The following is a 23,760-nucleotide window of genomic DNA, read 5'->3' on the forward strand; positions in this document are numbered from 1 at the left end:
TACTAGGCAGGCGATCCAACGCAACGTGGTCGATCGCCTTTCGCAGGCAATGATTTGTCCGGGCGGATCAGGAGCCGCAGCAGCACTCGCAGCTCGACCCCTCGCGGCCGATCTTGACGCGCCAGACTTCCGGTCCGAATTCCACATACTCCCAGACGAATTCGTCCGGATAGCGGGTCTCGATATGGAACTGCAGTGGGCGGGGCTCGTGATCGGCGACCACCATGAAGTGCTCGCTGGGGCGCAGGGTCCGCAGCATGTCGAAGATGATCTGGTGGCGCTGGTGGTGCGGGATGGTGCGGACGTCGATAACCGGCGCCGGGGTGGCTTCTGTGTCAGTCATGCGTTTCTTCCCTTGTCCCGCCTGGCCTCAAGGCCGGGCAGGGCGGGCACTGCGCCGGCAGCCTTCCACCTAGCGGGTCTGGCGGATAGCGAAGTTGCGGAAGCGCAAACTGGGCGAAGAAGGCCTGGATGCTGCGGTTCGATCACGTCACCGCGTCGCGGCCCGCAGGAGCGAGCGGCATTCGACGGCGCCTGAGGCGAACTGCTGCGAGCGCCGCCGTTCCTCCTCGCTGCGCAGGCTGCCGCCGAAATCGAGATAGCAGTCGAGGAGCAGCTCGCAGAGCGGCACCGGGCGTCCGGAGATGTCGGATGCGACGCCGTTTTTCAGCAGCGGAGATTGGCCGAAAGGCCGCCGCCTGAGATCGTTCGCGCGTCCGCGCGCCGCACGTGCGGCAGCCCGCAGACTGGAGACGATGTCGGTCTGGGCCCGCGCAGCCATGGCCTCGAGGTGATCGGCGAGCTTCAGCTCCAGTTCCGGCAGATCGAGCACCTGCGCTTGCTCGCCCGTTCCGGTCCCCGCATGGAACGCGGACCGCCTCTCCTGGCGCAGCGTGGAGAGGTGCCCGAGCTCTTCCCGAGCCATCTGCTCCGCGGCCTCGCGCAACCGGTCCCGGTCGGCCTGCGCTGCGACATAGGTCCAGAACAGGAAGGCGCGCTCCTCGTTGCGCACGGCCATCGAGAACGCGCGATAGGCGCTCAGCAACTCTGGCGCGACGGTGCCTGCGCCTTCGTCGTCGAACATTTCGGCCGGTTGCCACTTCAGCTTGGTCAGGTCCGGCTTCCGGCTGCAGATCCGCTCGGACCAGTGCACGACATTGCCGAGATGCTCGCTCTCCTCGCCGATCAGCCGCTCGAAGACCGGTACCATGTCCGGCCTGCCCTCCCGGCGCATCCGTTCAGCCAGTTCCGAATAGCCGGCGATCGCCTCCTGTTCCATCGCGTAGGCGATGGCCAGCAGCTCGTCCATCGACTCCACCGCGGCGAATGGTTCGAACTTCAGCAGCGACATGGGACCTCTCCGAGTTGTCTGCGGCATATTGATACATCCGCGCTCGAATTTACTTGCGCCAGATCAAAGACGACCGGTGTGAAAGCGCCGATGACGGTCCGGCATCAAGCACGCCGCTCCGGATCAGCCGGACGGCCGCATCATCGGCTTCGAGCCTGGAAAAAGCACGGTCGGAATGCCTTCGAACTGCAGAGCTGCCGCCGCCCTCGGCTCCTTTTACAGCGCGCCCATGGTCTTGTTGCGATTCCTCGTGCCGGCGCTGCTCCTGATCGCCGCGACCATCGTCGAAGCGAACGCCGCCGGGCGTCTCGAGCAGTTCCTGGCGAAGGCGCAGCCGGGCGAACTGTTCGAGGGAGCCGACCGGTTCGGCGAGATCGAAGGCGACCCGCCGATCGCGCCTGTCTATCGCGGCAGCGAGCTGGCCGGCTACGTCTATCTGAATTCCGATTTCACCAGTTCCGTCGGCTATTCCGGCAAGCCCATCCACATCCTGGTCGGCATCGAACCGACGGGCATCGTCCGTGGGTTCAAGCTGGTCGAGCACCACGAGCCGATTGTCCTGATAGGCATTCCCGAAGAGAAGGTCATCGCCTCGCTGAACTCGCTGATCGGCGAGGACCTCGGGCGCGTCGCGGCCCGGGCGGCCAAGCCGCCGCAGGTCGACATCGTCAGCGGCGCAACGGTGACGGTCCTGGTCATGGGCGACAGCATCGTCCGCTCCGCCGTGCGCCTCATTCGCAGCAACCGGCTCGGCGCCGCGCCCGCAGGGACGCCGGCGGCAGCCGCCGAAATCAGAGAGCTGGACCTTTCGAAGAGCGAGGTGCGCGACTGGCAGAGCCTGATCGGCGACGGCTCGGTGCGCAGCCTGCGCCTGACCGTCGGCGAGGTCAGCGAGGCGTTCCGGCAGGCGGGCGAGGCGAAAGCCGCCGGACGGCCGGAAACGCCAAATTCGGAAGACGATTTCATCGAGCTCTACATCGCCCCCGTCAGCGTGCCGACGATTGGCCGCAGTCTGCTCGGAGACGCGCAGTACGAAAGATTGCGGGGGAAGCTGAAGCCGGGCCAGCACGCCATCGTGGTGGCGGGCGACGGCGCCTATTCCTTCAAGGGTTCGGGCTATGTGCGCGGCGGCATCTTCGACCGCGTCGAACTCCTGCAGGACGGTCAGGGCATCCGCTTCCGCGACCGCAATCACACGCGGCTCGGCGACCTCGCCGCCGAGGGCGCGCCGCGGCTGCGCGAGATCGCTCTCTTCGTCGTCCCCGAAGAGTTCGATTTCGACGTGACCGCGCCGTGGGAGCTGCAGTTGCTCGTGCAGCGCAGCATCGGCGCGCGCGACAAGGCAACCCTGCCTTACGAGCTCGGCTACACGCTTCCCGACCAGTATGTGACCACCAGGGTGGCGGCGCCGCAACCTGCGCCCGAGCCAACAGCCAAGGCGGAAGAAGCGCCGGCCGCCGCGTCCACCGCGCAACCCGCAACCAATGCCGCCGCCGAAGAGGCATTTCCCGACGAGGAGGAACTCTGGGTCCGCATGTGGAAGATGAACACGGTGGAGATTGCCATCACCGTGGCCGGGCTGCTGGTGCTGACGGCGATCTTCTTCTTCCAGGATTGGCTCCTGCGCCGCCCGAAGCTCTTCGGCTGGGTCCGGCGCGGCTTCCTCGTCTTCGCGCTGGTCTGGCTGGGTTGGTACGCCAACGCGCAGCTCTCTGTCGTCAACGTGCTGACCTTCACCAATTCGCTGATCACTGATTTCAGCTGGGAGTTCTTCCTCTCCGCGCCGCTCGTCTTCGTCCTGTGGGCCGCGGTGGCGGCCGGCCTCCTGTTCTGGGGCCGTGGTCCGTTCTGCGGCTGGCTCTGTCCGTTCGGCGCGCTGCAGGAACTCACAAACAACATAGCGCAGTGGCTGAAGGTGCCGCAGATCAAGCTGCCTTTCGGCCTGCACGAGCGGCTCTGGCCGATAAAATACATCATCTTCCTCGGCCTGTTCGGGCTGTCCTTCTATTCGATGGCGATGGCCGAGGTCGCCGCCGAGGTGGAGCCGTTCAAGACGGCGATCATCCTGAAGTTCGTGCGCGACTGGCCCTTCGTGGTGTTCGCGGTTGCGCTGCTGGTCGCCGGGCTGTTCATCGAGCGTTTCTACTGCCGCTATCTTTGCCCGCTCGGCGCCGCGCTCGCCATTCCGGGGCGCATCCGCATGTTCGAATGGCTGAAGCGGTGGCCCGAATGCGGCTCGCCCTGCCATCGCTGCGCCAAGGAATGTCCCGTCCAGGCAATCCATCCCGAGGGACAGATCAACGTCAATGAATGCATCTACTGCATGCATTGCCAAGAGCTCTACCACGACGATCACCGCTGCCCGCACATGATCCAGGTGCGGTTGAAGCGCGAGAAGTTCGAGGCCCTTTCCTCGCCCTCGATGAAGGGCAAGGGGCCTGCGAAGCCGGTCATTTCACACAAGGGAATTCCGGTCGAGACACCGGATGCCGTGACGCGACCGACAACCTGAACCAGAAGGAGAGAAGCCATGCAATCGGAAGAGACAAGGAAGGGGTTGAGCCGGCGTCAGCTGCTTGGCAGCACGGCCGCGGTTGCGGCGGCAGGCGCAGCCGGAGTGGGCGGTGCGCTGACGGTGACCGGTGGTGCAGTAACGCCGGCTGCTGCGCAGACGGCGGCATCGGGCGCCGGAAATTTTGAGGTCAAGCCGGGTGAGCTCGACGAATACTACGTGTTCTTTTCGAGCGGCCAGACCGGCGAGGTGCGCATCGTGGGCTGTCCGTCGATGCGCGAAATGATGCGCATCCCGGTGTTCAACCGGTGCAGCGCGACCGGCTGGGGCCAGACCAACGAGAGCCGCAAGGTGCTGACGGAAGGCCTGCTGCCGGAGAACGTCGAATTCCTGAAGGACAAGGGCGGCGTCTACCTCAACGGCGACCTTCACCACCCGCACCCGTCGCAGACCGACGGCACCTATGACGGCCGGTATCTCTACGCCAACGACAAGGCCAACACGCGCGTCTGCCGCATCCGTCTCGACGTGATGAAGTGCGACAAGATCATCCAGCTTCCAAACCAGCACACGGTGCACGGCCTGCGGGTGCAGAAATATCCGAAGACCGGCTACGTGTTCTGCAACGGCGAGGATCGCGTGCCGCTCGTCAACGACGGCAAGACCATGGGCGACAAGAGCACCTATCATGCGATCTTCACCGCCGTCGACGGCGAGACGATGAAGGTCGCCTGGCAGGTCATGGTCGACGGCAACCTCGACAATGTCGATGCCGACTACCAAGGCAAGTACTGCTTCGCCACCTGCTACAACTCGGAAGAGGGCGTCAACCTCGCCGAGATGATGGCCAACGAGCAGGACTGGATCGTCATCTTCAACCTGAAGCGCATCGAGGAAGCCGTCGCCAAGGGCGACTACGAGGAGATCAACGGCGTGCCGGTGATCGACGGCCGCAAGGGCTCGCCCTACACGCGCTACGTGCCGGTGCCCAACAGCCCGCACGGGATCAATACCGCGCCGGACGGTATCCATGTCGTCGCCAACGGCAAGCTGTCGCCGACCGTCACCGTCTTCGACGTGCGCAAGTTCGACGACCTCTTCGACGACAAGATCCAGCCGCGCGACACCGTCGTTGCCGAGCCGGAACTGGGCCTGGGACCGTTGCACACGGCGTATGACGGCAAGGGCAATGCCTACACGACGCTGTTCATCGACAGCCAGATCTGCAAGTGGAACATCGAGGACGCGAAGCGGGCCTATGCCGGCGAGCAGGTCGATCCGATCCGCCAGAAGCTCGACGTGCACTACCAGCCCGGTCACAACCACACCTCCATGGGTCAGACCAAGGAGGCGGACGGCCAGTGGCTGATCTCGCTGAACAAGTTCTCCAAGGACCGCTACCTGAATGTCGGCCCGCTGAAGCCGGAGAACGACCAGCTGATCGACATTTCGGGCGACCAGATGGTGCTCGTGCACGACAATCCGACCTTCGCCGAGCCGCATGACGCGACCATCGTGCACCGCTCCAAGATCAACCCGGTACACGTCTGGAACCGCGACGATCCCTTCTTCGCCGATGCCGTCAAGCAGGCGCAGGCGGACGGGATCGACCTCATGTCCGACTCGCAGGTCATCCGCGACGGCAACAAGGTGCGCGTCTACATGACGTCGGTGGCGCCTGCCTTCGGCCTCGAGGAGTTCACGGTCAGGCAGGGCGACGAGGTCACCGTCTACATAACGAACATCGACGAGGTCGAGGATCTGACCCACGGCTTCTCGATCATCAACTACGGCATCAACATGGAGGTAGCGCCTCAGGCCACCGCCTCCGTGACGTTCACGGCCAGCAAGCCGGGCGTCTGGTGGTACTACTGCTCGTGGTTCTGCCACGCCATGCATATGGAAATGAAGGGCCGCATGTTCGTCGAGCCGCAGGGCGTCTGACGATGGCGTCCGGCTCCCGATCGGCAGGAGTCCTGATGGTGGCGGCCCTGGCCGCCGCCATCCTGGCCTCGTCGGTGCATGCTGCGGTGATCGAGCACCGTGCAGGCGCCGGCGATCTGCAGGCCGTCATCGACGCTGTCCAGCCGGGAGACGTGGTCCGTCTCAAGGCGGGCGAGCACAACGGACCGATCCGGCTCGACAAGCCGCTGGCGCTCGAAGGCGAACCGGGGGCCGTGATCGTCGGCGACGGCGCCGGCAGCGTGATCACCGTCACGGCGCCGCAGTCGATCGTGCGCGGGCTGGAGATCAGAGGCTCGGGCAAGGATCTCTACAACATGGATTCAGGCGTCTTCGTCGCGCAGACCGCGACGGGAGCGCGCATCGAGGACAACGCGATCATCGGCAATCTCGTCGGCATCTATCTGCACGGTGCCGTGGATTCGCTCGCCAGGGGCAACAGGATCGTCGGCTTGCGCGAGGGCCGCACCAGCGAGGCCGGCGACGGCATATCGTTGTGGAACGCACCGGGCGCCAGGATCGTCGACAACGACATCAGCTACGGCCGCGACGGCATCTTCACCAAGACGAGCAAGCAGAACGTCTTCAGCGGCAACCAACTCCGCAACGTCCGTTTCGGCATCCACTACATGTACACCAACGACAGCGAGATCAGCGGCAACACCTCCGTCGGCAACAATGTCGGCTATGCGATCATGTTTTCGGACAAGCTGCGCATTCTCGGCAATGTCTCGGACGGCGATCGCGACCACGGGCTGCTGCTGAACTACGCCAACGGCTCCGAGATCGCCGGCAATGTGGTGCGCGGGCGGCTACAGCCGGCCGAGAGATGGACGGGCGCCGGGCGCGCCGGCGGTGTACACGGCGTGCCGGCGGAGCAGGGCGTCTCCGATTCGGTTCCGGGCACGGCCAGGCTCGGCCCCGAAAAATGCGTGTTCATCTATAACGCCAACCGCAACCGGTTCACTGACAACCGGTTCGAGGGCTGCGCCATCGGCATCCATTTCACCGCCGGCTCCGAAGGCAACGCGATGGCCGGCAATGCCTTCATCGGCAACCGCAACCAGGTGAAATATGTCGGCACGCGCCATCTTGACTGGTCGTTCGAGGGGCGCGGCAACTACTGGAGCGACAACCCGGCCTTCGACCTCGACGGCGACGGCATCGCAGACAACCCCTACCGGCCGAACGATCTCATCGACAGGGTCCTGTGGACTGCCCCGCAGGCCAAGGTTCTCGTGAACAGCCCCGCGGTCCAGGTGATCCGCTGGGCGCAGTCGCAATTCCCGGCGCTGCTGCCCGGCGGCGTCATCGACAGCCGCCCGCTGATGGCGCCGCTGGGCGGGGAGCAGACGGAGCAATGATGTCCGAAACGGTTCAAGTGTCCGGCGTGACCAAGTCCTATGGCAAGGTGCGGGCCGTTACCGATATCTCATGTGTCCTCCGCGAGGGCGAGACGATTGCCCTGGTCGGCCACAACGGCGCCGGCAAGACGACGTTGATCAAGCTGATGCTCGGCCTCATCCGGCCGAGCTCCGGCACGGTCCGCGTTCTGGGCGAGGATCCGGCGGCCGGCCAGTTCGAAGCGCGGCGCAGGCTCGGCTATCTGCCGGAAAACGTCTCCTTCAACATGGCCCTGACCGGCCGCGAGACGCTGGCTTTCTACGCGCGGCTGAAGCGCGTGCCGGTGGCAACGACCGGCGGGCTGCTGGAGCGGGTAGGGCTAGGCGCGGCGGCGGACCGGCGCGTCGGCACTTATTCGAAGGGCATGCGCCAGAGGCTCGGCCTCGCCCAGGCGCTGCTCGGCCGGCCGCGCGTATTACTGCTCGACGAGCCGACCACCGGCCTCGATCCGGCGCTGCGCCGCAGCTTCTACGACATCGTCGCCGAATTGCGGGCGGACGGCGCCACCGTGCTGCTTTCCTCGCATGCGCTGACCGAGCTCGAAGGCAAGGCCGACCGTGTCGTCATCGTCAACCGCGGCGTCAAGATTGCGGATGGCACTCTCGATGAATTGCGGCGCATCGCGCAACTGCCGACGCGGATTCGCATCACGCTGGCGGACGCGACAGCCGGGCAGGTGGATGAATGGATGGCGCGGTCGAAAGGCTGGCGGCGTGTCAACGTCCATCTGCTGGAGATCGACGCCGGGCCGGGCGAGAAGATCGAGCTCCTGAGGAGCGCCGCGGCTCCCGGCGCACCGGTCGCCGACCTCGACGTCACGCCGCCCACGCTCGACGAGCTTTACGCCCATTTCCTCAGTGCGCGGGAGAATGCAGAATGATGAATATCCTGATCATCGCCCGCAAGGAGATCCAGGAAGGGCTGCGCAACCGCTGGGTGCTGGCGACCACGCTGCTCTTGGCCGCGCTTGCGCTGACACTCACCTTTCTCGGCAGCGCGCCGACCGGGAATGTCGGCGCCAGCGCGCTCGACGTGGTGATCGTCAGCCTGTCCAGCCTGACGATCTTCCTGGTGCCGCTGATCGCGCTGCTGATCTCACACGACGCCATCGTCGGCGAAATGGAGCGCGGCACCATGCTCCTGCTGCTCAGCTACCCGATCGGGCGCTGGCAGGTGATCGCTGGCAAGTTCATCGGCCATCTCGCCATCCTCGCCTTCGCCGCACTGCTCGGCTACGGCGCCGCCGCGGTTGCGCTGGCGGCCACCGGCGCGGCCATCGGCACGGCAAGCTGGCTTGCCTTCGCCTCGATGATCCTGTCCTCGGTCCTGCTCGGCGCGGTGTTCATCGCTCTCGGCTATCTGATCAGCGCGATGGCCGGCGAACGCGGCACCGCCGGCGGCATCGCCATCGGCGTGTGGCTTGTCTGCGTGCTCATCTACGACATGGCGCTGCTCGGCCTGCTGGTCGTCGATCAGGGGCAGGTCATCGGCAGCGGCGTGCTCAACGCATTGCTGCTCGCCAACCCGACCGACGCCTACCGGCTGCTCAATCTCGGTTCGGGAAACGCCGGTGCGCTGTCGGGCATGGGCGGCGTGGCCGAGAATGCGGCGCTCGCACCGGGCGTCCTCGTTGCGGCGCTGCTCGCCTGGGTGCTGGCACCGCTTGCCGCCGCCGCCCTCATATTTTCAAGGAGAGAGCTATGAGACGGGGTCTGCTTTTCCTGGCCGCGGCATTTGCGCTCGCCGTCGCCGGCTGCAGCGACGAGAGCCCGGCGGAGCCGCCGAAACCCTTTGCACTGACGATGGATGCGATCGGTCGTTATTGCGGCATGAACGTCCTGGAGCATCCCGGTCCGAAAGGCCAGATCATGCTCGGCGAGATCCCGGAGCCGATCTGGTTTTCCTCGGCGCGCGATGCGGTCGCCTTCACAATGTTGCCCGAGGAGCCCAAGAACATCGCAGCGATCTACGTTTCCGACATGGCGAAGGCCGAGAGCTGGGAGCAGCCGGGCGCCGAGAACTGGATCGAGGCGCGCCAGGCCTATTATGTGATCGGCAGTTCCGTGCGCGGCGGTATGGGTGCGGAAGAGGCGGTGCCCTTCTCGAGCGAGACCGCCGCCGCTCGTTTCGCTGAGGAAAATGGCGGGCAGGTCGTCCGCTTCGCCGACATTCCTTCCGAATATGTGCTCGGCAGCACGGATGCCGGCGCGGACGAGTCCCTCGCCCATCCCGGCGGCAACGTTACCCATTAGGAGCCGCGCCATGGCTGCACCCCTGAACCGCCGCCGTTTCATCGGGATCTCGGCCGCCAGCGCCGGGCTCTCGCTGTTGCCGTTCGGGCGTACCGGCTTTGCCGAAGCGCATCCCGTGACCTGGAACGGGCAGGCGCTGGGCGCGAGCGCGACCCTGGTGATCCACCACCACGACCGGTCCGTCGCCGAACGGCTTGTCGAACGGGCGGTCGCGGAAGTCGCCCGCCTGGAGCGCATATTCAGCCTCTACCGGGAAGACTCGGCGCTGGTGGAATTGAACCGGGTGGGCGCCCTTGCCGCGCCGTCCGCCGATCTGGTGGAGCTCCTGAAAATCTCGCAGCAGGTCTGGGCTGCGACAGGCGGCGCCTTCGATCCGACCGTGCAGCCTCTGTGGATGCTCTATGCGCGTCATTTTTCCGCCGCCGGTGCGGACCCGGCCGGTCCTTCACATGAACAGCATCATGAAGCTCTGGCCCTTGTCGGATTCGACAAGATCAGATTCAGCCGGGACCGTGTTTCGTTCTCCCGCGCTGGCATGGCGCTGACCTTCAACGGCATAGCGCAAGGCTACATCACTGACCGTGTCGTTGACCTGCTGCGCGACGGCGGCATTGTGAGCAGCCTCGTCGACATGGGTGAGATACGCACCCTCGGCATCAAGCCGGACAACACACCATGGAAGGTTGCGGTGGACGGCGCGCCGATGGGCGATGACCTGTCAGCTACGCTCGAGGTCGTCGACAAGGCGGTCGCGACCTCAAGCATCGAGGGTTTTCACTTCGACGCAGCAGGCCGGTTCAACCATCTGCTCGATCCGCGCAGCGGAGCCACGGCCCGGCAATGGAAAAGCATGACGGTCATCGCCCCGGACGCGGCCGCCGCCGACGCATTGTCCACCGCGTTCAATCTGATGGACGCCGACGCCATCACCGCGATCGTCCGGGCACGCAGCGGGATCGAGGTTCTCGCCGCAGGCCGGGAAAAATCCCTGCGCCTCTAGTTCGACGCGTCGCCGGCCACTTCCGTGAGAGCAGCCTCAAGGGCGGCAAGATCGATCGGCGCGCGAAGGCTCGGGAGATGATCGATCACCGACATCGTCTCGCGGAAGCCGGAGCCGGTCATGACCGCCACGACCTTCATGCCGGTGGTGATCGCCCCCTCGGCGCGCAGCTGCTGCAACGCAGGCCAGACCACCGCCGATGAAGGCTCGACATAGAGCCCGTCTTTCCCGCCGATCGCACTGACGGCGGATATGGCCTCTTCCTCGGTTGCGACCTTCACGTCGCCCTTGGTCGCCCACTCAGAACACGAGGCGCCGACGGCAACGAATATGAACTTGCGTCATCGAAGTTCGTCAATTCGGCAGGGCTTGGAGCCCAAGCCCTTGCAAACGCTATCGAAGGATTTCCCAAGACGCATGTACCGGAGCTCCACTATGCGCGCGGCAGCTATTTCGCTGCGAACTGCAAGTCGCCTTTTACGCATCTGATCTATCCACTGCCAGAGCCTGGCGGGCTCGGCGTACACCTGACTCTGGATCTCGCCGGGTCGATGCGTTTTGGTCCGGACGTCGAATGGATCGATCGCGTCGTCTACGAAGTCGATGAAGCGAAGGCGGACCAGTTCTATGATGCCATCCGGAAATTCTGGCCCGCCCTTCCGGAAGGTTCCCTCCATGCGGACTATTCGGGCATCAGGCCAAAACTGGCGGGACCGGGGCAGCCAAGCCGTGACTTCCTCATAGAAGGAGAAGAGGATCATGGCGTGAAGGGAGTAGTCAATCTGTTCGGCATCGAAAGCCCTGGCCTGACCTCCTGCCTTGCCATCGCTGATCATGTTGCCGACCTGCTCGGCAAATATTCTGCGTAGCCGCTGCGGCACGAGTGTGTGCCGCGGCTTTTCCGAGCCGAAGGAGCAAGGGAACGGGTCGACGGGGGGACCAAACTGGTTTGGTCACCGCCCCTGGACAGATGATCCCGGCCGACGGGCGGCCATCAATTACGACGGCTTCATCGGCCTACCGGCGGTTGCCCGCCAAGTGAGCGACTTGCGCACCGGCTTCATAATAGAGTTCCTTCACACCACGTAGCGGCACCGGCTTCATGCCGCTCACAGGCAGCGGGAAATCTTCTTCGTTCTTCTCGCCAAGTATCAGCATCGCCAGTTCACGACCGAACACCGTGCCGGGCGAGATGCCGCGGCCATTGTAACCGAACACGCCCAACGCCTCGGGGCCGAAACCATGCAGGCGCGGCACCGCGTCGTCGGTCATGCCGATCTGGCCGTACCATTCATGTTCGAAGTCGATTCCAGCGAGTTGCTGAAACAGGCTCGCCAGGGCGCGTCGCGCCCAGGCCTTGTGCACATGCGTGCCGCCGTTACGCAGCGCGCCCACCGAGCCGAATACCAGCCGCCCGGCGCGATCGAGGCGGAACGACGAGAGGATCGTTTTTGTATCCCACACGCCCTCCTTGCCGGGCAGTATGGCGGCGAGCGCCGCGGCATCGAGAGGTGGTGTGGCGAGATTGAAATAGGGAAGGCGCACTTGCGCCTGCTGCGTGCCCTGCCATGGTCCGCTGCCGTAGGCATCAGTGGCCACCACCAGCCATCGCGCCTCGACGCTGCCTCGGGCGGTTCGGATGTTCCAATGGGCGCCGCAGCGTTCTGCGGCGATGACCGGACTCTGCGTGTAAAGCCGTGCGCCGGCAACAAGTGCTGCGCGGGCAAGTCCTCGCGCATAGGCCAGCGGCTGAAGCGTGCCGGCCCGCTGGTCGAGCAGGGCACCGGCATAGGCGCGGCTGCCGACCCGGTCGGCTGTCTCGCGGGCGTCGAGCAGGCTCACCGGCGCGCCGCGCCTGAGCCACTGCACTTCGCGCTGCCTCAACTCTTGCAGGCCAGCCTCGCCGACGGCGCAGTGCAAGGTTCCGTTGCGCTCCAATTCGCAATCGATGCCGTGACGGTCGATGAGCGACATGACCAGTGCGGGGCCGTCACCCAGCGCCTCCAGCAAACGCTCGCCATGGGTCTGGCCGACGGCCGCCGGGACGTCGTCCGGCATCAGCCACAGTCCGGCATTGATCAGGCCGACATTGCGGCCGGCACCGCCAAAGCCGAAGTCATGCGCTTCGAGGAGAACCGCGGACATGCCAGCCTCTGCGAGATGGAGTGCGCAGGACAGGCCGGTATAGCCGCCGCCGACGATGACGACATGGGCTTCGGCCCTGCCGTCCAGCGGCAGCGTCGCCGGCGCTGCCGGGGCCGATGCTTCCCACAAGCCGTGAGTGCGCGGGTCGTTCAGCATCTTGTTTTCATTTCCTGGAGGTGAACGCGCCGCAAGCCTTGGCGATGCGTGCCAGCGCCTCGCGCAGTTCCTGTTGCGAGGTGGCATAGGAGATGCGGAAAAAAGGCGAGGCCCCGAACGCCGAGCCCGGCACCACCGCGACCCTGGCTTCGTCCAGCAGATAGGCGCAGAAGTCGCGGTCGCTTTCGATCTTCCGGCCCTGGGGAGTGGCGCGTCCGAGCATCCCCGCGCAACTGGCGAAGGTGTAGAAAGCGCCCTGCGGACGAGGGCAGTCGAGGCCGTCGATGGCGTTCAGCCCCTCCACGACCAGGTCACGCCGGATGCGGAAGTCGCCGCGGCGTTCTGCCAGATAATCCTGCGGCCCGGTCAACGCCTCGATCGCCGCTGCCTGGGAAACAGATGACGGGTTGGAGGTGGATTGGCTCTGGACCACGGCCATGGCCTTGATCAACGCCGCCGGGCCTGCCCCGTAGCCTATGCGCCAGCCGGTCATGGCGTAGGCCTTGGAAACGCCGTTGACGGTCAGGATGCGGTCGCGCAGAGCAGGCTCCAGCGCCGCGGGCGTGACGAAGCGGAAATCGTCATAGACGATGTGCTCGTAGATGTCGTCGGCAAGCAGCCAGACATGCGGATGCTTCGACAACACGTCGAGTAGCGGACGATAGTCGGCTTCCGAATAGGCCGCGCCGGTCGGGTTGGATGGTGAGTTCAGCATCAGCCAGCGGGTGGCGGGCGTGATGGCGCGCTCGAGCTGGTCGGCCGTCAGCCGGAACCCGTTGCCCGCGTCACAGGCGACCAGCACTGGCACACCGCCGGCAATGCGGATGATGTCGGCATAGGAGGTCCAGTAGGGCGCCGGCACGATGACCTCGTTGCCCGGACCGAGCGTGGCCATGAAGGCGTTGAAGATAACCTGCTTGGCCCCCGAGGCGACGCTGATTTCGGCGGCGGTGAAATCGAGACCGTTGTCACGCCGGAACTTTTCGCGCACCGCCTCCTTCATGGCGGGCGAGCCGTCGAGCGCGGTGTATTTGGTCTCGCCGCGCTGCATGGCTCTGAAAGCCGCTTCCTTTACTGCATCGGGCGTGTCGAAATCCGGCTCGCCCGCGCCGAGAATGATGACGTCCTGGCCCTCGCGGCGCATCGCGGCGGCTCGCGCGCCGATCTCAAGGATTTCTGAAACGCCGATATCCGCAATGCGGGCTGCCGGCCTGAAGGGCGCGGCAGCTTCATTTGGTCTGGTGAGCATTTCGGTTCTCACTCGATATCGAATGACACGCCTTGTGCGAGGGGGAGCGCTTTTGAGTAGTTGATGGTGTTGGTGGCGCGGCGCATATAGGCCTTCCATGCGTCCGAGCCGCTCTCGCGCCCGCCGCCGGTCTCCTTCTCGCCGCCGAACGCCCCGCCGATCTCTGCGCCGGAGGTGCCGATATTGACGTTGGCGATGCCGCAGTCTGAACCTTCAGCCGACAGGAAACGCTCCGCCTCCTGAAGGTCACGCGTGAAGATCGACGACGACAGCCCCGCGCCCACCGCATTGTGCAGGCCGAGTGCATCGTCGAAGTCGGAATATTTCATCACATAGAGGATCGGCGCGAAGGTCTCTTCCAGCACCGGGCCCGCCTGGGCCGGCATCTCCACGATGGCCGGGCGCACGTAGTAGGCGTCCTTGTGATCGGTCTCGACGCGCACACCACCCGTCACCTTGCCGCCCGCCGCCTTCGCCGCCTCCAGCGCCTTCTCCATATTGTCGAAGGCTGGCTTGTCGATCAGCGGGCCGACCAGCGCCTTGCCCTCCAGCGGGTTGCCGACCGAAACGCTCTCATAAGCCTTCTTCAGGCGCGGCACGATCTGGTCGTAGACGCTCTCATGCACGAACAGGCGGCGCAGCGTCGTGCAGCGCTGGCCCGCCGTGCCCATGGCGCCGAAGGCAATGGCGCGCAGCGCCATGTCGAGATCGGCCGACGGGCACACAATGCCGGCATTGTTGCCGCCGAGTTCCAGGATGGCGCGGGCGAAGCGTCCCGCCAGGCGCGGGCCGACCGCGCGGCCCATGCGCGTCGAGCCGGTCGCCGACACCAGCGGCACCTTTGCATGGTCGACCAGCGCCTCGCCGACCTCGGCGGCCCCGATCAGCACCTTCAGCAGCCCCCCAGGCGCATCGTCGCCGAAGCGCTTGACGGCGCGCGCGAAGATTGCCGCGCAGGCAAGAGCCGTCAGCGGCGTCTTCTCCGACGGCTTCCACACGACACTGTCGCCGCACACCAGCGCCAGCGTCGCATTCCACGACCATACCGCCACGGGGAAGTTGAAAGCGGAGATCACGCCGACCACGCCCAGCGGATGCCATGTTTCCATCATGCGGTGGCCGGGGCGCTCGGTGGCGATGGTGAGACCATAGAGCTGGCGCGACAGGCCCACCGCGAAGTCGCAGATGTCGATCATCTCCTGAACTTCGCCCGAGCCCTCGGACGGGATCTTGCCGACCTCGATCGACACCAGGCGGCCCAGGTCTTCCTTGTGGGCGCGCAGTTCTTCGCCCAGCAATCGCACCAGTTCGCCGCGGCGCGGGGCCGGCACCATGCGCCACTTCAGGAACGCAGCATGAGCTTCGTCGATTGCCTTGCCCGCTTCGGCGACGGACACCTGCCCGACAGAGCCGATCGTCTCGCCCGTGACCGGGCTGCGCACAGCAAGATCGCCACCCGCAAGGGCGGCAGAATCAACACCGAGTTTCGTGAGAAGACCCGCAGTTTCCTGGGAGAGCGTCATGACATTCACCTTTCCGTTTCATTTGTGGGGCGTGCCCCGATCTTCAAAACCGGACCCCGCCGATAGGGCCGGGCGAGGTCGCCTGCTTGAGTTGTGTCGCCATCTGTTTCAGCTTTTCCGGCGTGTAGCGGTCATAGAAATGCTGGTTGCGTCGGCCTAGCCCATGTTCGGCGCTGAAGCTGCCGCCATGTTCCTCCACCGCGATTTCCGTCAGGAGGCTCCGCAGCCGCGCGACAAGTTTTGCGTCGACGCTCCCGTCCGGATTATGTGGAACCACCAGATTGAAATGCACGCCGCCATCGCCGAGATGGCCGAAGTCACAAATCCCGACCTGCGGAAATGCCGCCTTTAGCCACCCGCTGGCGCGCTCGCGGAACCGCATCACCTCACCGCGCCGGAACGAGAGGTCGAGCCCGACTACATAGCCGGCGGATTTCGCGCCTTCGGACAAAGCGTGCCGTAGCGCCCACATTTCGGCGGGCGCGCCGATTAAGGCATCGAGCAGCGGCGCATCCGGCAGGTCCCAGATCTCGGCCAGCATTTCCTCCAATACGGCATCGAGCGCCTGCTCGTTCCCGCGCCGCGCCCAGGAGCGGGAAAGCTCGACGAGAATGACATAGCCCGGAATTTCGCCCGCCGGAAACGGATTGCGCAACGACGGCACATGGGTCAGCGCGTGGCGGATCGCCAGTCCGGACATGCCCTCGAAGGCGCTGAGATAGGTGCCGGCACGCTCCTCGAGCTCATTGAGCAAGCAAAGCGCGGCCTCGCCGCTGCGCGGAACGAGATAGGCCGTGGCCGCCTGCCTCGGTAGCCGCTCCAGATTGAAGACGCATTCGGTGACGACCCCGAAAACGCCGCCCGTGCCGATGAAAAGCTGCTTCCAGTCGGGACCTGTATTGTCCTTGCGCAGCTCTTTTCCGCAGTCAATGACGGTGCCGTTTTCGTCGGCCAGAACCAGCTTCAGGCCTAGCGTATTGCGGCGCACGTCGCCGAAGCGAAGGAAGCGCGCCCCGCCGGTATTGGCGGCGGCCATGCCGCCCGCCATGGGATCGGCCCCTAGATCGATGGGGAAGAACAGGCCGTGCGGTTCGAGCCGCGCGTTGATTTCTGAAAGCCGGAAGCCTGCATCCACGCGCAGGCTGCGATTGTAGGTGTCGAACGTGAAGGTCGAGCGCAGGCGATCGAGGCTGACAACGCCTTGCGTGCCGCTGTCGTCCGGCGTCGAACCGCCGACGAGACCGGTGTTGCCCGATTGCGGCACCAACGCGATGGCGTTGCGGACGCAGTAGGCCACGAGCTGCGATACGGCTTCGGTCGAGGCCGGTCGTGCAACGAAGGCGGCGCGGCCCCCCTCATAGCGCGCGGCGCTCTCGTAGGGAACCATGTCGGCCGGCAGGGTCAGCAGCCCCTGCGGGCCGAGAATGGCGCCGAGCCGGTCGATATGATCGGCCGCCAGCACCATCAGGCGGCCGCCGATACTGCTCTGGCGGCGGCAAGGCACTGTTCGATGGAGGTGCGCTCGATCCTGGCGTAGTGGTCGAATTCGTTGAGTACGAAAGTCCCCAGCGCCTTCTCGAACAACCGCTGGTTCGGGCTTGCCACGAAATCCTGTACCACGGCGTCGCCCAGATTGGACTGGAAGATGCCGGCGGCGGAAACGGGCAGGAAATCCTCATAGATGATGGGGTCGAAACGCACTACGCCAGCTTCGACAAGAGCTTCGATCTCGTCTCCCCCAAGCGTCGAGAAATCCGCGCCCGGCACGATGGAATAGAGAAAATAGCCAAGCCCCGCCATGCGAATAGCGTTCCAGTCGTCGGGGAAGGTGACGAAACTTTCCTTCAGCGCGGCGCCATAGGCCTGCGCATTCGAGCCATCGGCGGCCGGGCGTACCTTGGCGCGCGTCTCGTTCAGCAGGCGGTCATAGAGGCTGCGCCCCTTCGGCGTCAGCGCCACGCCTCGTTGCTCGATCTCACCGAAGCGGGCAGTGTGCGAGCCGCCGACGAGATTGCCTTCGGCGTCAGGGAAGGAGACGCGCTCCTCGATCGCCTTGAACGAGGTCTGGCGCAGCAGGATCGGGCAAGCGCGGCTGGGCGGCCCCTCGACCACTGCCTTGGGCACGATGCCGCGCTTCGGCATTTCATCCTGCACCGCATCGATATCCAGTGTCCGCGGCGTGAGATGGTTGATGTGCGGACCCTTGAAGGAGACCACATCGGCGACTAGGCGGTGCGTGGCGTGGAGACGGTCGTAGAGCGCACGCTCGACACTGGCCTCTTCGTGCCAGCGGAATGTGTTGAGAACCTCGGCTACGAAGCGCTCGCCGTCGGCCCGCGAAAGGCCGCCGTCGCGTTCGGCCTTCTCCACCAGCGCGATGGCGTCGTCTGAGAAGATACGCCGTGCGCCCAGGGTCTTTTGCGCTGCGACGCGCAACTGCGGGTCGGCGATCAGGTCGAGCCTGAGCAGCGAGGTGAACACCCGGAACGGATTGATCCTCAGCGAAGCCTCGTCGACCGGGCGAAAGGCAGTGGAATGGACGGGAACGCCGGCCTCGCTCAGATCGTAATAGCCGACCGGGAACATGCCCATCACCGCAAACACCCTGCGCATCATGGCCAGTTCGGCCTCGGTGCCGAGACGGATTGCGCCATGTCGCTCTTCGCTGATGCGATCCAGTGTCTCCGTGGCCTCGAGGCTTGCCCGTAGCGCGGGCTGCTTTTGGAGCGTGGCTGCATTGATGTCGCTGACTAGCTCCATCAAGGTGCCATAAGCCGGCACTTCCTGCCGATACATGACCGACATGGCCGCCGAGAAGGCGGCGCGAATAGCATCGCTGGACATGAAGGTGCTGGCTGGCATGTTGCTTTCCAATTTGTCCCGCAGGCTGGCGACTTGATGCGCTGTCGCCGATATACTTCCAATTAAAGGCCCTGAATTATAATTAATCCCTCTAACTTGATGCGGAATTTGCATGACCTTGTCCCGTGCACTGATCCCCGACCTTGGCAGGCTGCGATCTTTCGAGAGTGCCGCCCGCCACGGCAGCGTTACCCAGGCGGGGCGTGAGCTGAACCTCACCCAGAGCACCGTCAGCCGCCAGATCAGGGAACTGGAAGCGCAGCTTGGCGTACCGCTGTTCGAGCGGGTGCGCCAGCGGGTTGTGCTTTCGGAGGCCGGCCGCAAGTTCCTGCCCGACGCCCGCAAGCTGCTGGAGCAGGGCGAGGCGGTGATGCTGCGCGCGATGGCCGGCTCGAAGGCTTCGCTGCTGCGCCTCGCCACTCTGCCCACTTTCGGCGCTCGCTGGCTGATCCCGCATCTGCCGGGCTTCTTGCGCGCGCATCCAGAGATCGCGCTGGACATAGCCTCGCGCTCGGCGCCGTTCGATCTCGAGGAGCAGGGTTTCGATGCGGCGATCCATTACGGGCAGCCGGTCTGGGCCAACGCAGCCTGCCGCTATATCTGCCAGGAGGTGATCGTCCCGGTGGCAAGCCCGGCGCTGATCGAGGGGCGGTCGTTGCGGAAGCCGGAAGATCTGGCAAAGCTTCCGCTGTTGCATCTTGCCACAAGGCCCAAGGCATGGGCCGACTGGTTTCGCCTGGCCGACGTGGAGACGACGGCGTCTTTTCAGGGGCACCGTTTCGACCAGTTCACCATGATGATACAGGCGGCGGGCGCAGGCCTCGGCATGGCCCTGCTGCCTCTCTATCTCATTGGACAGGAATTGAATGCCGGGCATCTGCGGGTGGTGATCGACGTGCCGCTGCCGACTGAAAACAGCTACCATTTCGTCATGCCAAACGGGAAACTCGACCACCCCGCAGCCAATCAACTCTATAGCTGGATCGTCGCGCAGGTCGTCAGAACATGACGGGGAACGGCGACCGCGATTCAGCTCTTGTTCAAACGCCAAGGGATCTAGCTTTGTGGTGTAGCGATGATCCAAACATACGATCGGCGCGTTCAGCCTCCTTGCTCCGTACTGAAGGGGCGCATCCGCAGGATTCGAGCCGGTGACCTCTGCCTTCGCACATTGTCCGACCTGTTCATCAAGCAGGTGATGTCGTTAGTAGTCATCGGCCGCTGAATGCTCGCTGCCGTATGGGCCGCCCTGGTTCATCGGATGCAGACCTACCCTCCAGGCAGGGGCGCCATGAAGAGGCGTCGGTGACGAGTTGCACCGTCTTTCGACTTAATCGTCCAGCCGCCGCTCCCGGTTTCAGGACGGAGGCTTCGAAAGCTCGATCTAGGAAGTTTTGCCTGCAAATGTGAAGGCTCTTGGCGAACATCATGGTGACAGCGCCCGCCCCTTCGTTTACGGCATACTGCCTGGTGGCCAGCAGGTGAAGGGGACTGAGTGGCCGTCGATCTGAGGATTCCTGGGCACGAGATGCACGTCGAAATGGAAGGTGATTTTATAGATCGTCACCGTCGGTGGCTCGATCAGGCGGGCTTGTTGCACCGGCCTTGGCTGTTTCTGGGCTCTGCCCCCCGGCCCACTTTGCCGGAAATCCTTCCCGCTGACACCGCTCATGTCTACATCAAGTACTCCGGACAGGCGGGGAAACGACTAGGTTTGCCGGAGCCGGATCTGATCTACGTTCATGACATTCGCCTGGAGGAACAGGTCAAGGGCCTTGATTGTCACCGCATCCTGGCCATGACGAACAGCGAGAGGCGTGCCCGGATAGATCGGCTCTGGAGCCGGATACCGTTCGTCAAGCGAACGACCATGCTAATGAGCAACCTGGAACGTGATTGGCTTTTCGACACCTTGCTCGGCGACATCTTCCATGGCGTCGGGCAGAAAAAGCATCCGTCGAACGGCATTGCGTTGATCGCCTATGCGGTCCTGCTCGGGGTGCCCCAAATCATCGTCGCCGGGATGTCTTTGACGGACGATGGCCATTCAAATCCCGCACACAAGAAGAAGATACGTTATCACAAGGAGGAGGATCATGCTTCCTTTGTGCATTTCGCCGCGCATTGTCCGACGGTGATGACCTCGGAACCCGAACTCGCGGAGTTGACGGGCCTGCCCCTCTTTTGCGCCGCGAAGGGGACCGTGGCGAGCTTCCGGTAGGACCGTTCGTCCGGCTTGGATGGGCTTCTTGTTCAAAACCAATGCTTGAGCGCTGGTCTCCGTCCCGGCTCCCCTTTCCGCCCTTCGAAAGGCTGTGTTGAATGAAGTACTTGAAATTTATCTTGCTGGCGGCTGTCTTGAGTGGCCGGTTCGGCGTAGGCGCCGTAAACTGGAAGGCGCGCCAGAGCATCGCGACTTACCCAAGCCTGGGACTGACCTACAACCGCATCAAGAAGAACGCCAACACCACGGTCGTCACCATGCTTCGCGAGATGACGACCGGTCGTGTCGAGGGCCGCAAGGAAGCAAAAAAGCTTTCTCAACGGTATTCCGACCTGACGTTCGCGCAAATCTGGGCGCTGCGGCAGACGTTCTTCTTTGTGGTCGTTCGCAACCCGTATTCTCGGGTCCTGTCAGCCTTTCTGGAGAAGTTCCAGCATGACAGCTACCACAAGAAATTCGGGGCCTTCGACCGCTCGCCCGCAGGGTTCGCCGCGTTTCTGGAATGGCTGGGGAGCGACGGCCTCGACAAGAACTATCATTGGGACCTTCAGACAAAGCTGCTGCTGCTGCCACTCGACAAATACGACCGTGTCATACGCTTTGAGAGTCTGAAGGAAGACATGACGTCGATGTTCGCCAGCCTCGGAATGTCTGCCCCGCTACACCGTTTGGATGGTTTGTACCCGACGGACGTCAACAAGAAGACGTCCGCCAGCAGCCGTCTTCATGAATTCTATACGCCACGTTTGGCGGGCATAGTTGCCCGTCTCTATGCGACGGACTTCGAACGCCTGGGCTACAGCCCCGACTTCCCCCGGCAGGATTCAGGGGAAGGGGGCTGACCGGCAGTCAAATCGGCTTGTAGTCGGGATCGATGCGTTCGGCGATCGACTTCCACTCGGCCGCATAGTCGACATTCTGCCAATCTTTGAACCAGGGCCCGCCATTGGTGAAATGGACGGCGTCAGGCTTGCCGTGTGACGGCTTTTCATTCCAGCCCTCAAGCCAATTCCAGGAAACCGGTATTTCGCCGATCTCCTCGTCTTTCGCCCATTGCATGCGGTGGAGGTAAGCTCCTGACTCCCGGTTTATCCGCTCCGGCGTCAGCTGGCGGGTCGACGGATGCTCGCAATTGAACAGCATGAACGAGGACCAGTTCTTGCGCGGATAGGTAGTTTGCACCTTTCCGTCCATCTTGAGACCCTCCTTCGGGGTGTAGTCATGATGGACGCACGCGACCGCCTTGCTGGGGTCCCGATATTTGAGCAGGCCGGCAACGTCGCCAAAGAACAGGAAATCACAATCGCAGAAAAGCGCCCATCCCTTGAACCCCGCGAGCCAGGGAGTGAAGAACCTGGAATAGGTGAATTCCGTCGATGCAAGCGGGTCGATCTCTCGAGTATAGGCTTGCTGCGCCACCAGATCCTGAAGCTTTATGGGAATGATGCGGGTGGGGATGGACGTGTGTTCTTCGATCGAGGCTTTGGCGACGTCGTACGCGATAGGCTCGCGCGAATCCCAGCCGATGTAGATGTCCAAGGAATTTTCTCTCAATGTTCTTGCTCCGCTGTAGGGGCCTTCCAGAAGGGTATTCCAATGCGATGCCCTACCTCGGCATCAGCCGTGTAGACAGGATACCCGCGCTCAACGAGACTTCGCAGTGTTTTCGCGTCGGTATCGCCGTGGCTACGTTGCAAATTGGCATCATTGTAGACGTGACCAGAGGAAAGAGGGCTAATTCCGCTTATGATAACTGCCGGTGCACCGCTAGCCAATGCGAACAGGACACCTGTTATACCATTTGAAAATCGATCGTTTGAAGTCAGTTCGAGGTTCAGTTTTCCGAGCACGGTGTGGTGCAGCGCCATGCGCTCCATTCTGGTCAGGATCTTCAAGTCGTCGTAGCCGTACTCCAGCTCGCGGAGTGCTGACGTCAACTCCTCCAGCGGACTGGCCCAGTGGACCATGACCAGAAGCCCTGTGGAGCCACCACGCACGGCACCTCTGACCGACATCGCATTCGTATTTTGACCTTGCAACTGGTTTCTGGTCATGAATGTGACATCGGGCTTCTCCCGGCCCCACTCGCGGCTTACGACTTGCGAACCGTTGATCGTGATGACGTGGTAGCCCGGATTGAACCCCAGCGGAACAGAGGATATGGGCGCCGATCCCACCACGACGACTGGACGTTCGAACCCACCATCATAACGAGGGGCGGTTGGCTTCTCCCAATAAAATCTGAGCGTCCGAAAAACGTGCTCTCTGATTTTCATAGATCCTCCCAGAGCACTTATTGACCGGGTTTCCCACGCTGCTCATGCGCATCTCGACATCCCCGATCCATTTGTTGAAGACGCGACGGAGTTGATTCCTTCCGGGACATCGAATTGGTCCGATGGCGCGCCGTCTCAGGTGAAGATGCGAACGATGTCTACTCCATAGTCCTCTAAGGCCCTCTTTTGCTACATGCTGGAGGTCGGCCCGTTCTGCATCACGTGGGTGAAGCTCTCCATAAGATCGAGAAGAATCGTGTGCGGCAGGCGCAGCAATCTGTTGCGGCCTCGCGCTGAGGCAGGTCGCCGAAGGCGCACGATATGAAACTACTGCCTGTCTATTGCCGGATTTTCAAGGGGTGGCTGATGCGCCGGCCAACAAGCACCATCCACATCTGCCACCCGCTTGAAGCGTCTCAATCGGCTGATCGCCAGCCAGCGCTTGGCCGTCGAAGAACCTTACGGGGCTGAGTGCCGTCAGCTATCGCGGCTGGCCACGGCGACCATCCAGATCCTCGTCGCCGTGATGGCATTCAATATGCGCTGCTGGTGACGCTCGCGGCCTAGTCGACGAGCGAAGTGCGCCGGAAATCCTGAAACGAAACCAGCTTCCAGCCCGCAAAACCGAAATCTGCTGCAACGACCGCAACGTTGCGAGTTGAGCCGGAGGCTTCCGGCAGGCCGGAATAACGCAACAGGCCCAATTGGGAGACTGGAAGCCGATCGGCAATGAGACGCCAGGCTGCCATTGGGACAGAGCTTGTTGACGATCGGAAGGTCCCCAACCATGGCGAGTTCTGAGCGGGCGGCGTCATGATGGTTCTTGCAATACGAACAGATCAGA

The 23,760-nt window shown here is 63.7% G+C and carries 21 protein-coding genes and 1 pseudogene; 11 read left to right on the plus strand and 11 right to left on the minus strand.

Annotated elements, in window-relative coordinates; translation table 11 throughout:
- Positions 1-67 precede the first annotated feature (67 nt).
- Positions 68-343, minus strand: coding sequence for a DUF2249 domain-containing protein (locus tag D8676_RS01520; protein ID WP_121579065.1), 276 nt, complete (start codon positions 341-343; stop codon positions 68-70).
- A gap of 147 nt (positions 344-490) precedes the next feature.
- Positions 491-1,351, minus strand: a complete 861-nt coding sequence (locus D8676_RS01525) for a ferritin family protein (protein ID WP_183096920.1) — start codon at positions 1,349-1,351, stop codon at positions 491-493.
- Between the two features lie 229 nt (positions 1,352-1,580).
- Between D8676_RS01525 and D8676_RS01530 the strand changes: the two genes are divergently transcribed.
- Genes D8676_RS01530 through D8676_RS01560 form a run of 7 tightly spaced genes read left to right on the plus strand, consistent with a single transcriptional unit; the run spans position 1,581 to position 10,481 of the window.
- The gene (locus tag D8676_RS01530) at positions 1,581-3,863 is read left to right on the plus strand and encodes a regulatory protein NosR (RefSeq protein WP_121579706.1); all 2,283 of its coding nucleotides are present in this window, start codon (positions 1,581-1,583) and stop codon (positions 3,861-3,863) included.
- An 18-nt stretch (positions 3,864-3,881) separates the two neighbouring features.
- Positions 3,882-5,807 (plus strand): TAT-dependent nitrous-oxide reductase, encoded by a 1,926-nt coding sequence (nosZ, locus tag D8676_RS01535; protein WP_121579067.1) that lies wholly within the window; start codon positions 3,882-3,884, stop codon positions 5,805-5,807.
- 2 nt (positions 5,808-5,809) lie between these two features.
- Positions 5,810-7,189, plus strand: a complete 1,380-nt coding sequence (locus D8676_RS01540; RefSeq protein ID WP_121579068.1) for a nitrous oxide reductase family maturation protein NosD — start codon at positions 5,810-5,812, stop codon at positions 7,187-7,189.
- Positions 7,189-8,109: an ABC transporter ATP-binding protein gene (locus D8676_RS01545; protein WP_121579707.1), complete on the plus strand. Its 921-nt coding sequence runs from the start codon at positions 7,189-7,191 to the stop codon at positions 8,107-8,109. Before D8676_RS01540 ends, D8676_RS01545 begins: the two co-directional genes overlap by 1 nt.
- Positions 8,106-8,933 (plus strand): ABC transporter permease subunit, encoded by an 828-nt coding sequence (locus D8676_RS01550; RefSeq protein ID WP_121579069.1) that lies wholly within the window; start codon positions 8,106-8,108, stop codon positions 8,931-8,933. Before D8676_RS01545 ends, D8676_RS01550 begins: the two co-directional genes overlap by 4 nt.
- A complete protein-coding gene (locus D8676_RS01555) occupies positions 8,930-9,481 on the plus strand; it encodes a nitrous oxide reductase accessory protein NosL (protein ID WP_121579070.1) in 552 nt (183 codons plus the stop codon). Before D8676_RS01550 ends, D8676_RS01555 begins: the two co-directional genes overlap by 4 nt.
- Positions 9,482-9,491: 10 nt before the next feature.
- A complete protein-coding gene (locus D8676_RS01560; protein WP_121579071.1) occupies positions 9,492-10,481 on the plus strand; it encodes an FAD:protein FMN transferase in 990 nt (329 codons plus the stop codon).
- Here the strand turns inward: D8676_RS01560 and D8676_RS01565 are convergent.
- Positions 10,478-10,762, minus strand: coding sequence for a hypothetical protein (locus D8676_RS01565; protein ID WP_121579072.1), 285 nt, complete (start codon positions 10,760-10,762; stop codon positions 10,478-10,480). The genes D8676_RS01560 and D8676_RS01565 overlap by 4 nt on opposite strands.
- A 69-nt stretch (positions 10,763-10,831) precedes the next feature.
- Here D8676_RS01565 and D8676_RS01570 point away from each other — a divergent pair.
- A pseudogene (locus D8676_RS01570) lies at positions 10,832-11,350 on the plus strand (FAD-dependent oxidoreductase); the annotation flags it as partial.
- A 148-nt stretch (positions 11,351-11,498) separates the two neighbouring features.
- On the opposite strand, the gene D8676_RS01575 reads toward D8676_RS01570, so the two are convergent.
- From D8676_RS01575 to D8676_RS01595, 5 genes are read right to left on the minus strand one after another with little or no spacing between them, the layout of a single operon-like run.
- On the minus strand, positions 11,499-12,782 hold the full coding sequence (locus D8676_RS01575) for an FAD-binding oxidoreductase (protein WP_121579074.1): 1,284 nt from the start codon (positions 12,780-12,782) through the stop codon (positions 11,499-11,501).
- Positions 12,783-12,789: 7 nt separating this feature from the next.
- Positions 12,790-14,031 carry a pyridoxal phosphate-dependent aminotransferase gene (locus D8676_RS01580; protein ID WP_121579075.1) on the minus strand — a complete coding sequence of 414 codons (1,242 nt, stop codon included), beginning with the start codon at positions 14,029-14,031 and terminating at the stop codon, positions 12,790-12,792.
- Positions 14,032-14,039: 8 nt separating this feature from the next.
- Entirely contained in the window at positions 14,040-15,554 is a 1,515-nt protein-coding gene (locus tag D8676_RS01585) for an aldehyde dehydrogenase family protein (protein WP_121579076.1), read from the minus strand.
- Between the two features lie 43 nt (positions 15,555-15,597).
- A complete protein-coding gene (locus D8676_RS01590) occupies positions 15,598-17,016 on the minus strand; it encodes an FAD-binding oxidoreductase (protein WP_121579708.1) in 1,419 nt (472 codons plus the stop codon).
- Between the two features lie 2 nt (positions 17,017-17,018).
- Positions 17,019-18,416 (minus strand): VOC family protein, encoded by a 1,398-nt coding sequence (locus D8676_RS01595; protein ID WP_121579077.1) that lies wholly within the window; start codon positions 18,414-18,416, stop codon positions 17,019-17,021.
- A 112-nt stretch (positions 18,417-18,528) separates the two neighbouring features.
- Between D8676_RS01595 and D8676_RS01600 the strand changes: the two genes are divergently transcribed.
- From D8676_RS01600 to D8676_RS01610, 3 genes are all read left to right on the plus strand, one after another.
- On the plus strand, positions 18,529-19,425 hold the full coding sequence (locus D8676_RS01600; RefSeq protein ID WP_121579078.1) for a LysR substrate-binding domain-containing protein: 897 nt from the start codon (positions 18,529-18,531) through the stop codon (positions 19,423-19,425).
- A gap of 486 nt (positions 19,426-19,911) precedes the next feature.
- Complete coding sequence (locus D8676_RS01605) at positions 19,912-20,637, plus strand: hypothetical protein (protein ID WP_147448127.1); 726 nt, start codon at positions 19,912-19,914, stop codon at positions 20,635-20,637.
- A 101-nt stretch (positions 20,638-20,738) separates the two neighbouring features.
- On the plus strand, positions 20,739-21,482 hold the full coding sequence (locus D8676_RS01610) for a sulfotransferase family 2 domain-containing protein (RefSeq protein ID WP_121579080.1): 744 nt from the start codon (positions 20,739-20,741) through the stop codon (positions 21,480-21,482).
- Between the two features lie 7 nt (positions 21,483-21,489).
- Here the strand turns inward: D8676_RS01610 and D8676_RS01615 are convergent, their stop codons facing one another.
- From D8676_RS01615 to D8676_RS26955, 3 genes are all read right to left on the minus strand, one after another.
- The gene (locus D8676_RS01615; protein WP_121579081.1) at positions 21,490-22,179 is read right to left on the minus strand and encodes a glycosyltransferase; all 690 of its coding nucleotides are present in this window, start codon (positions 22,177-22,179) and stop codon (positions 21,490-21,492) included.
- Positions 22,180-22,190: 11 nt separating this feature from the next.
- Entirely contained in the window at positions 22,191-22,916 is a 726-nt protein-coding gene (locus D8676_RS01620; protein ID WP_121579082.1) for a membrane-anchored protein, read from the minus strand.
- Between the two features lie 563 nt (positions 22,917-23,479).
- The gene (locus tag D8676_RS26955) at positions 23,480-23,665 is read right to left on the minus strand and encodes a hypothetical protein (RefSeq protein ID WP_147448128.1); all 186 of its coding nucleotides are present in this window, start codon (positions 23,663-23,665) and stop codon (positions 23,480-23,482) included.
- Between the last annotated feature and the right edge of the window lie 95 nt (positions 23,666-23,760).

Origin of the sequence: Mesorhizobium sp. YM1C-6-2, assembly GCF_003666685.1 — a bacterium.
Classification (GTDB): Bacteria; Pseudomonadota; Alphaproteobacteria; order Rhizobiales; family Rhizobiaceae; genus Mesorhizobium_K.

Excerpts from the sequence above, each read along its gene's own strand:
- D8676_RS01520 (WP_121579065.1), bottom strand. The coding sequence starts at position 343 with ATGACTGACACAGAAGCCACCCCGGCGCCGGTTATCGACGTCCGCACC.
- D8676_RS01525 (WP_183096920.1), bottom strand. The coding sequence starts at position 1,351 with ATGTCGCTGCTGAAGTTCGAACCATTCGCCGCGGTGGAGTCGATGGAC.
- D8676_RS01530 (WP_121579706.1), top strand. The coding sequence starts at position 1,581 with ATGGTCTTGTTGCGATTCCTCGTGCCGGCGCTGCTCCTGATCGCCGCG.
- nosZ (WP_121579067.1), top strand. The coding sequence starts at position 3,882 with ATGCAATCGGAAGAGACAAGGAAGGGGTTGAGCCGGCGTCAGCTGCTT.
- D8676_RS01540 (WP_121579068.1), top strand. The coding sequence starts at position 5,810 with ATGGCGTCCGGCTCCCGATCGGCAGGAGTCCTGATGGTGGCGGCCCTG.
- D8676_RS01545 (WP_121579707.1), top strand. The coding sequence starts at position 7,189 with ATGTCCGAAACGGTTCAAGTGTCCGGCGTGACCAAGTCCTATGGCAAG.
- D8676_RS01550 (WP_121579069.1), top strand. The coding sequence starts at position 8,106 with ATGATGAATATCCTGATCATCGCCCGCAAGGAGATCCAGGAAGGGCTG.
- D8676_RS01555 (WP_121579070.1), top strand. The coding sequence starts at position 8,930 with ATGAGACGGGGTCTGCTTTTCCTGGCCGCGGCATTTGCGCTCGCCGTC.
- D8676_RS01560 (WP_121579071.1), top strand. The coding sequence starts at position 9,492 with ATGGCTGCACCCCTGAACCGCCGCCGTTTCATCGGGATCTCGGCCGCC.
- D8676_RS01575 (WP_121579074.1), bottom strand. The coding sequence starts at position 12,782 with ATGCTGAACGACCCGCGCACTCACGGCTTGTGGGAAGCATCGGCCCCG.
- D8676_RS01580 (WP_121579075.1), bottom strand. The coding sequence starts at position 14,031 with ATGCTCACCAGACCAAATGAAGCTGCCGCGCCCTTCAGGCCGGCAGCC.
- D8676_RS01585 (WP_121579076.1), bottom strand. The coding sequence starts at position 15,554 with ATGACGCTCTCCCAGGAAACTGCGGGTCTTCTCACGAAACTCGGTGTT.
- D8676_RS01595 (WP_121579077.1), bottom strand. The coding sequence starts at position 18,416 with ATGCCAGCCAGCACCTTCATGTCCAGCGATGCTATTCGCGCCGCCTTC.
- D8676_RS01600 (WP_121579078.1), top strand. The coding sequence starts at position 18,529 with ATGACCTTGTCCCGTGCACTGATCCCCGACCTTGGCAGGCTGCGATCT.
- D8676_RS01610 (WP_121579080.1), top strand. The coding sequence starts at position 20,739 with ATGAAGTACTTGAAATTTATCTTGCTGGCGGCTGTCTTGAGTGGCCGG.
- D8676_RS01620 (WP_121579082.1), bottom strand. The coding sequence starts at position 22,916 with ATGAAAATCAGAGAGCACGTTTTTCGGACGCTCAGATTTTATTGGGAG.
- D8676_RS26955 (WP_147448128.1), bottom strand. The coding sequence starts at position 23,665 with ATGGCAGCCTGGCGTCTCATTGCCGATCGGCTTCCAGTCTCCCAATTG.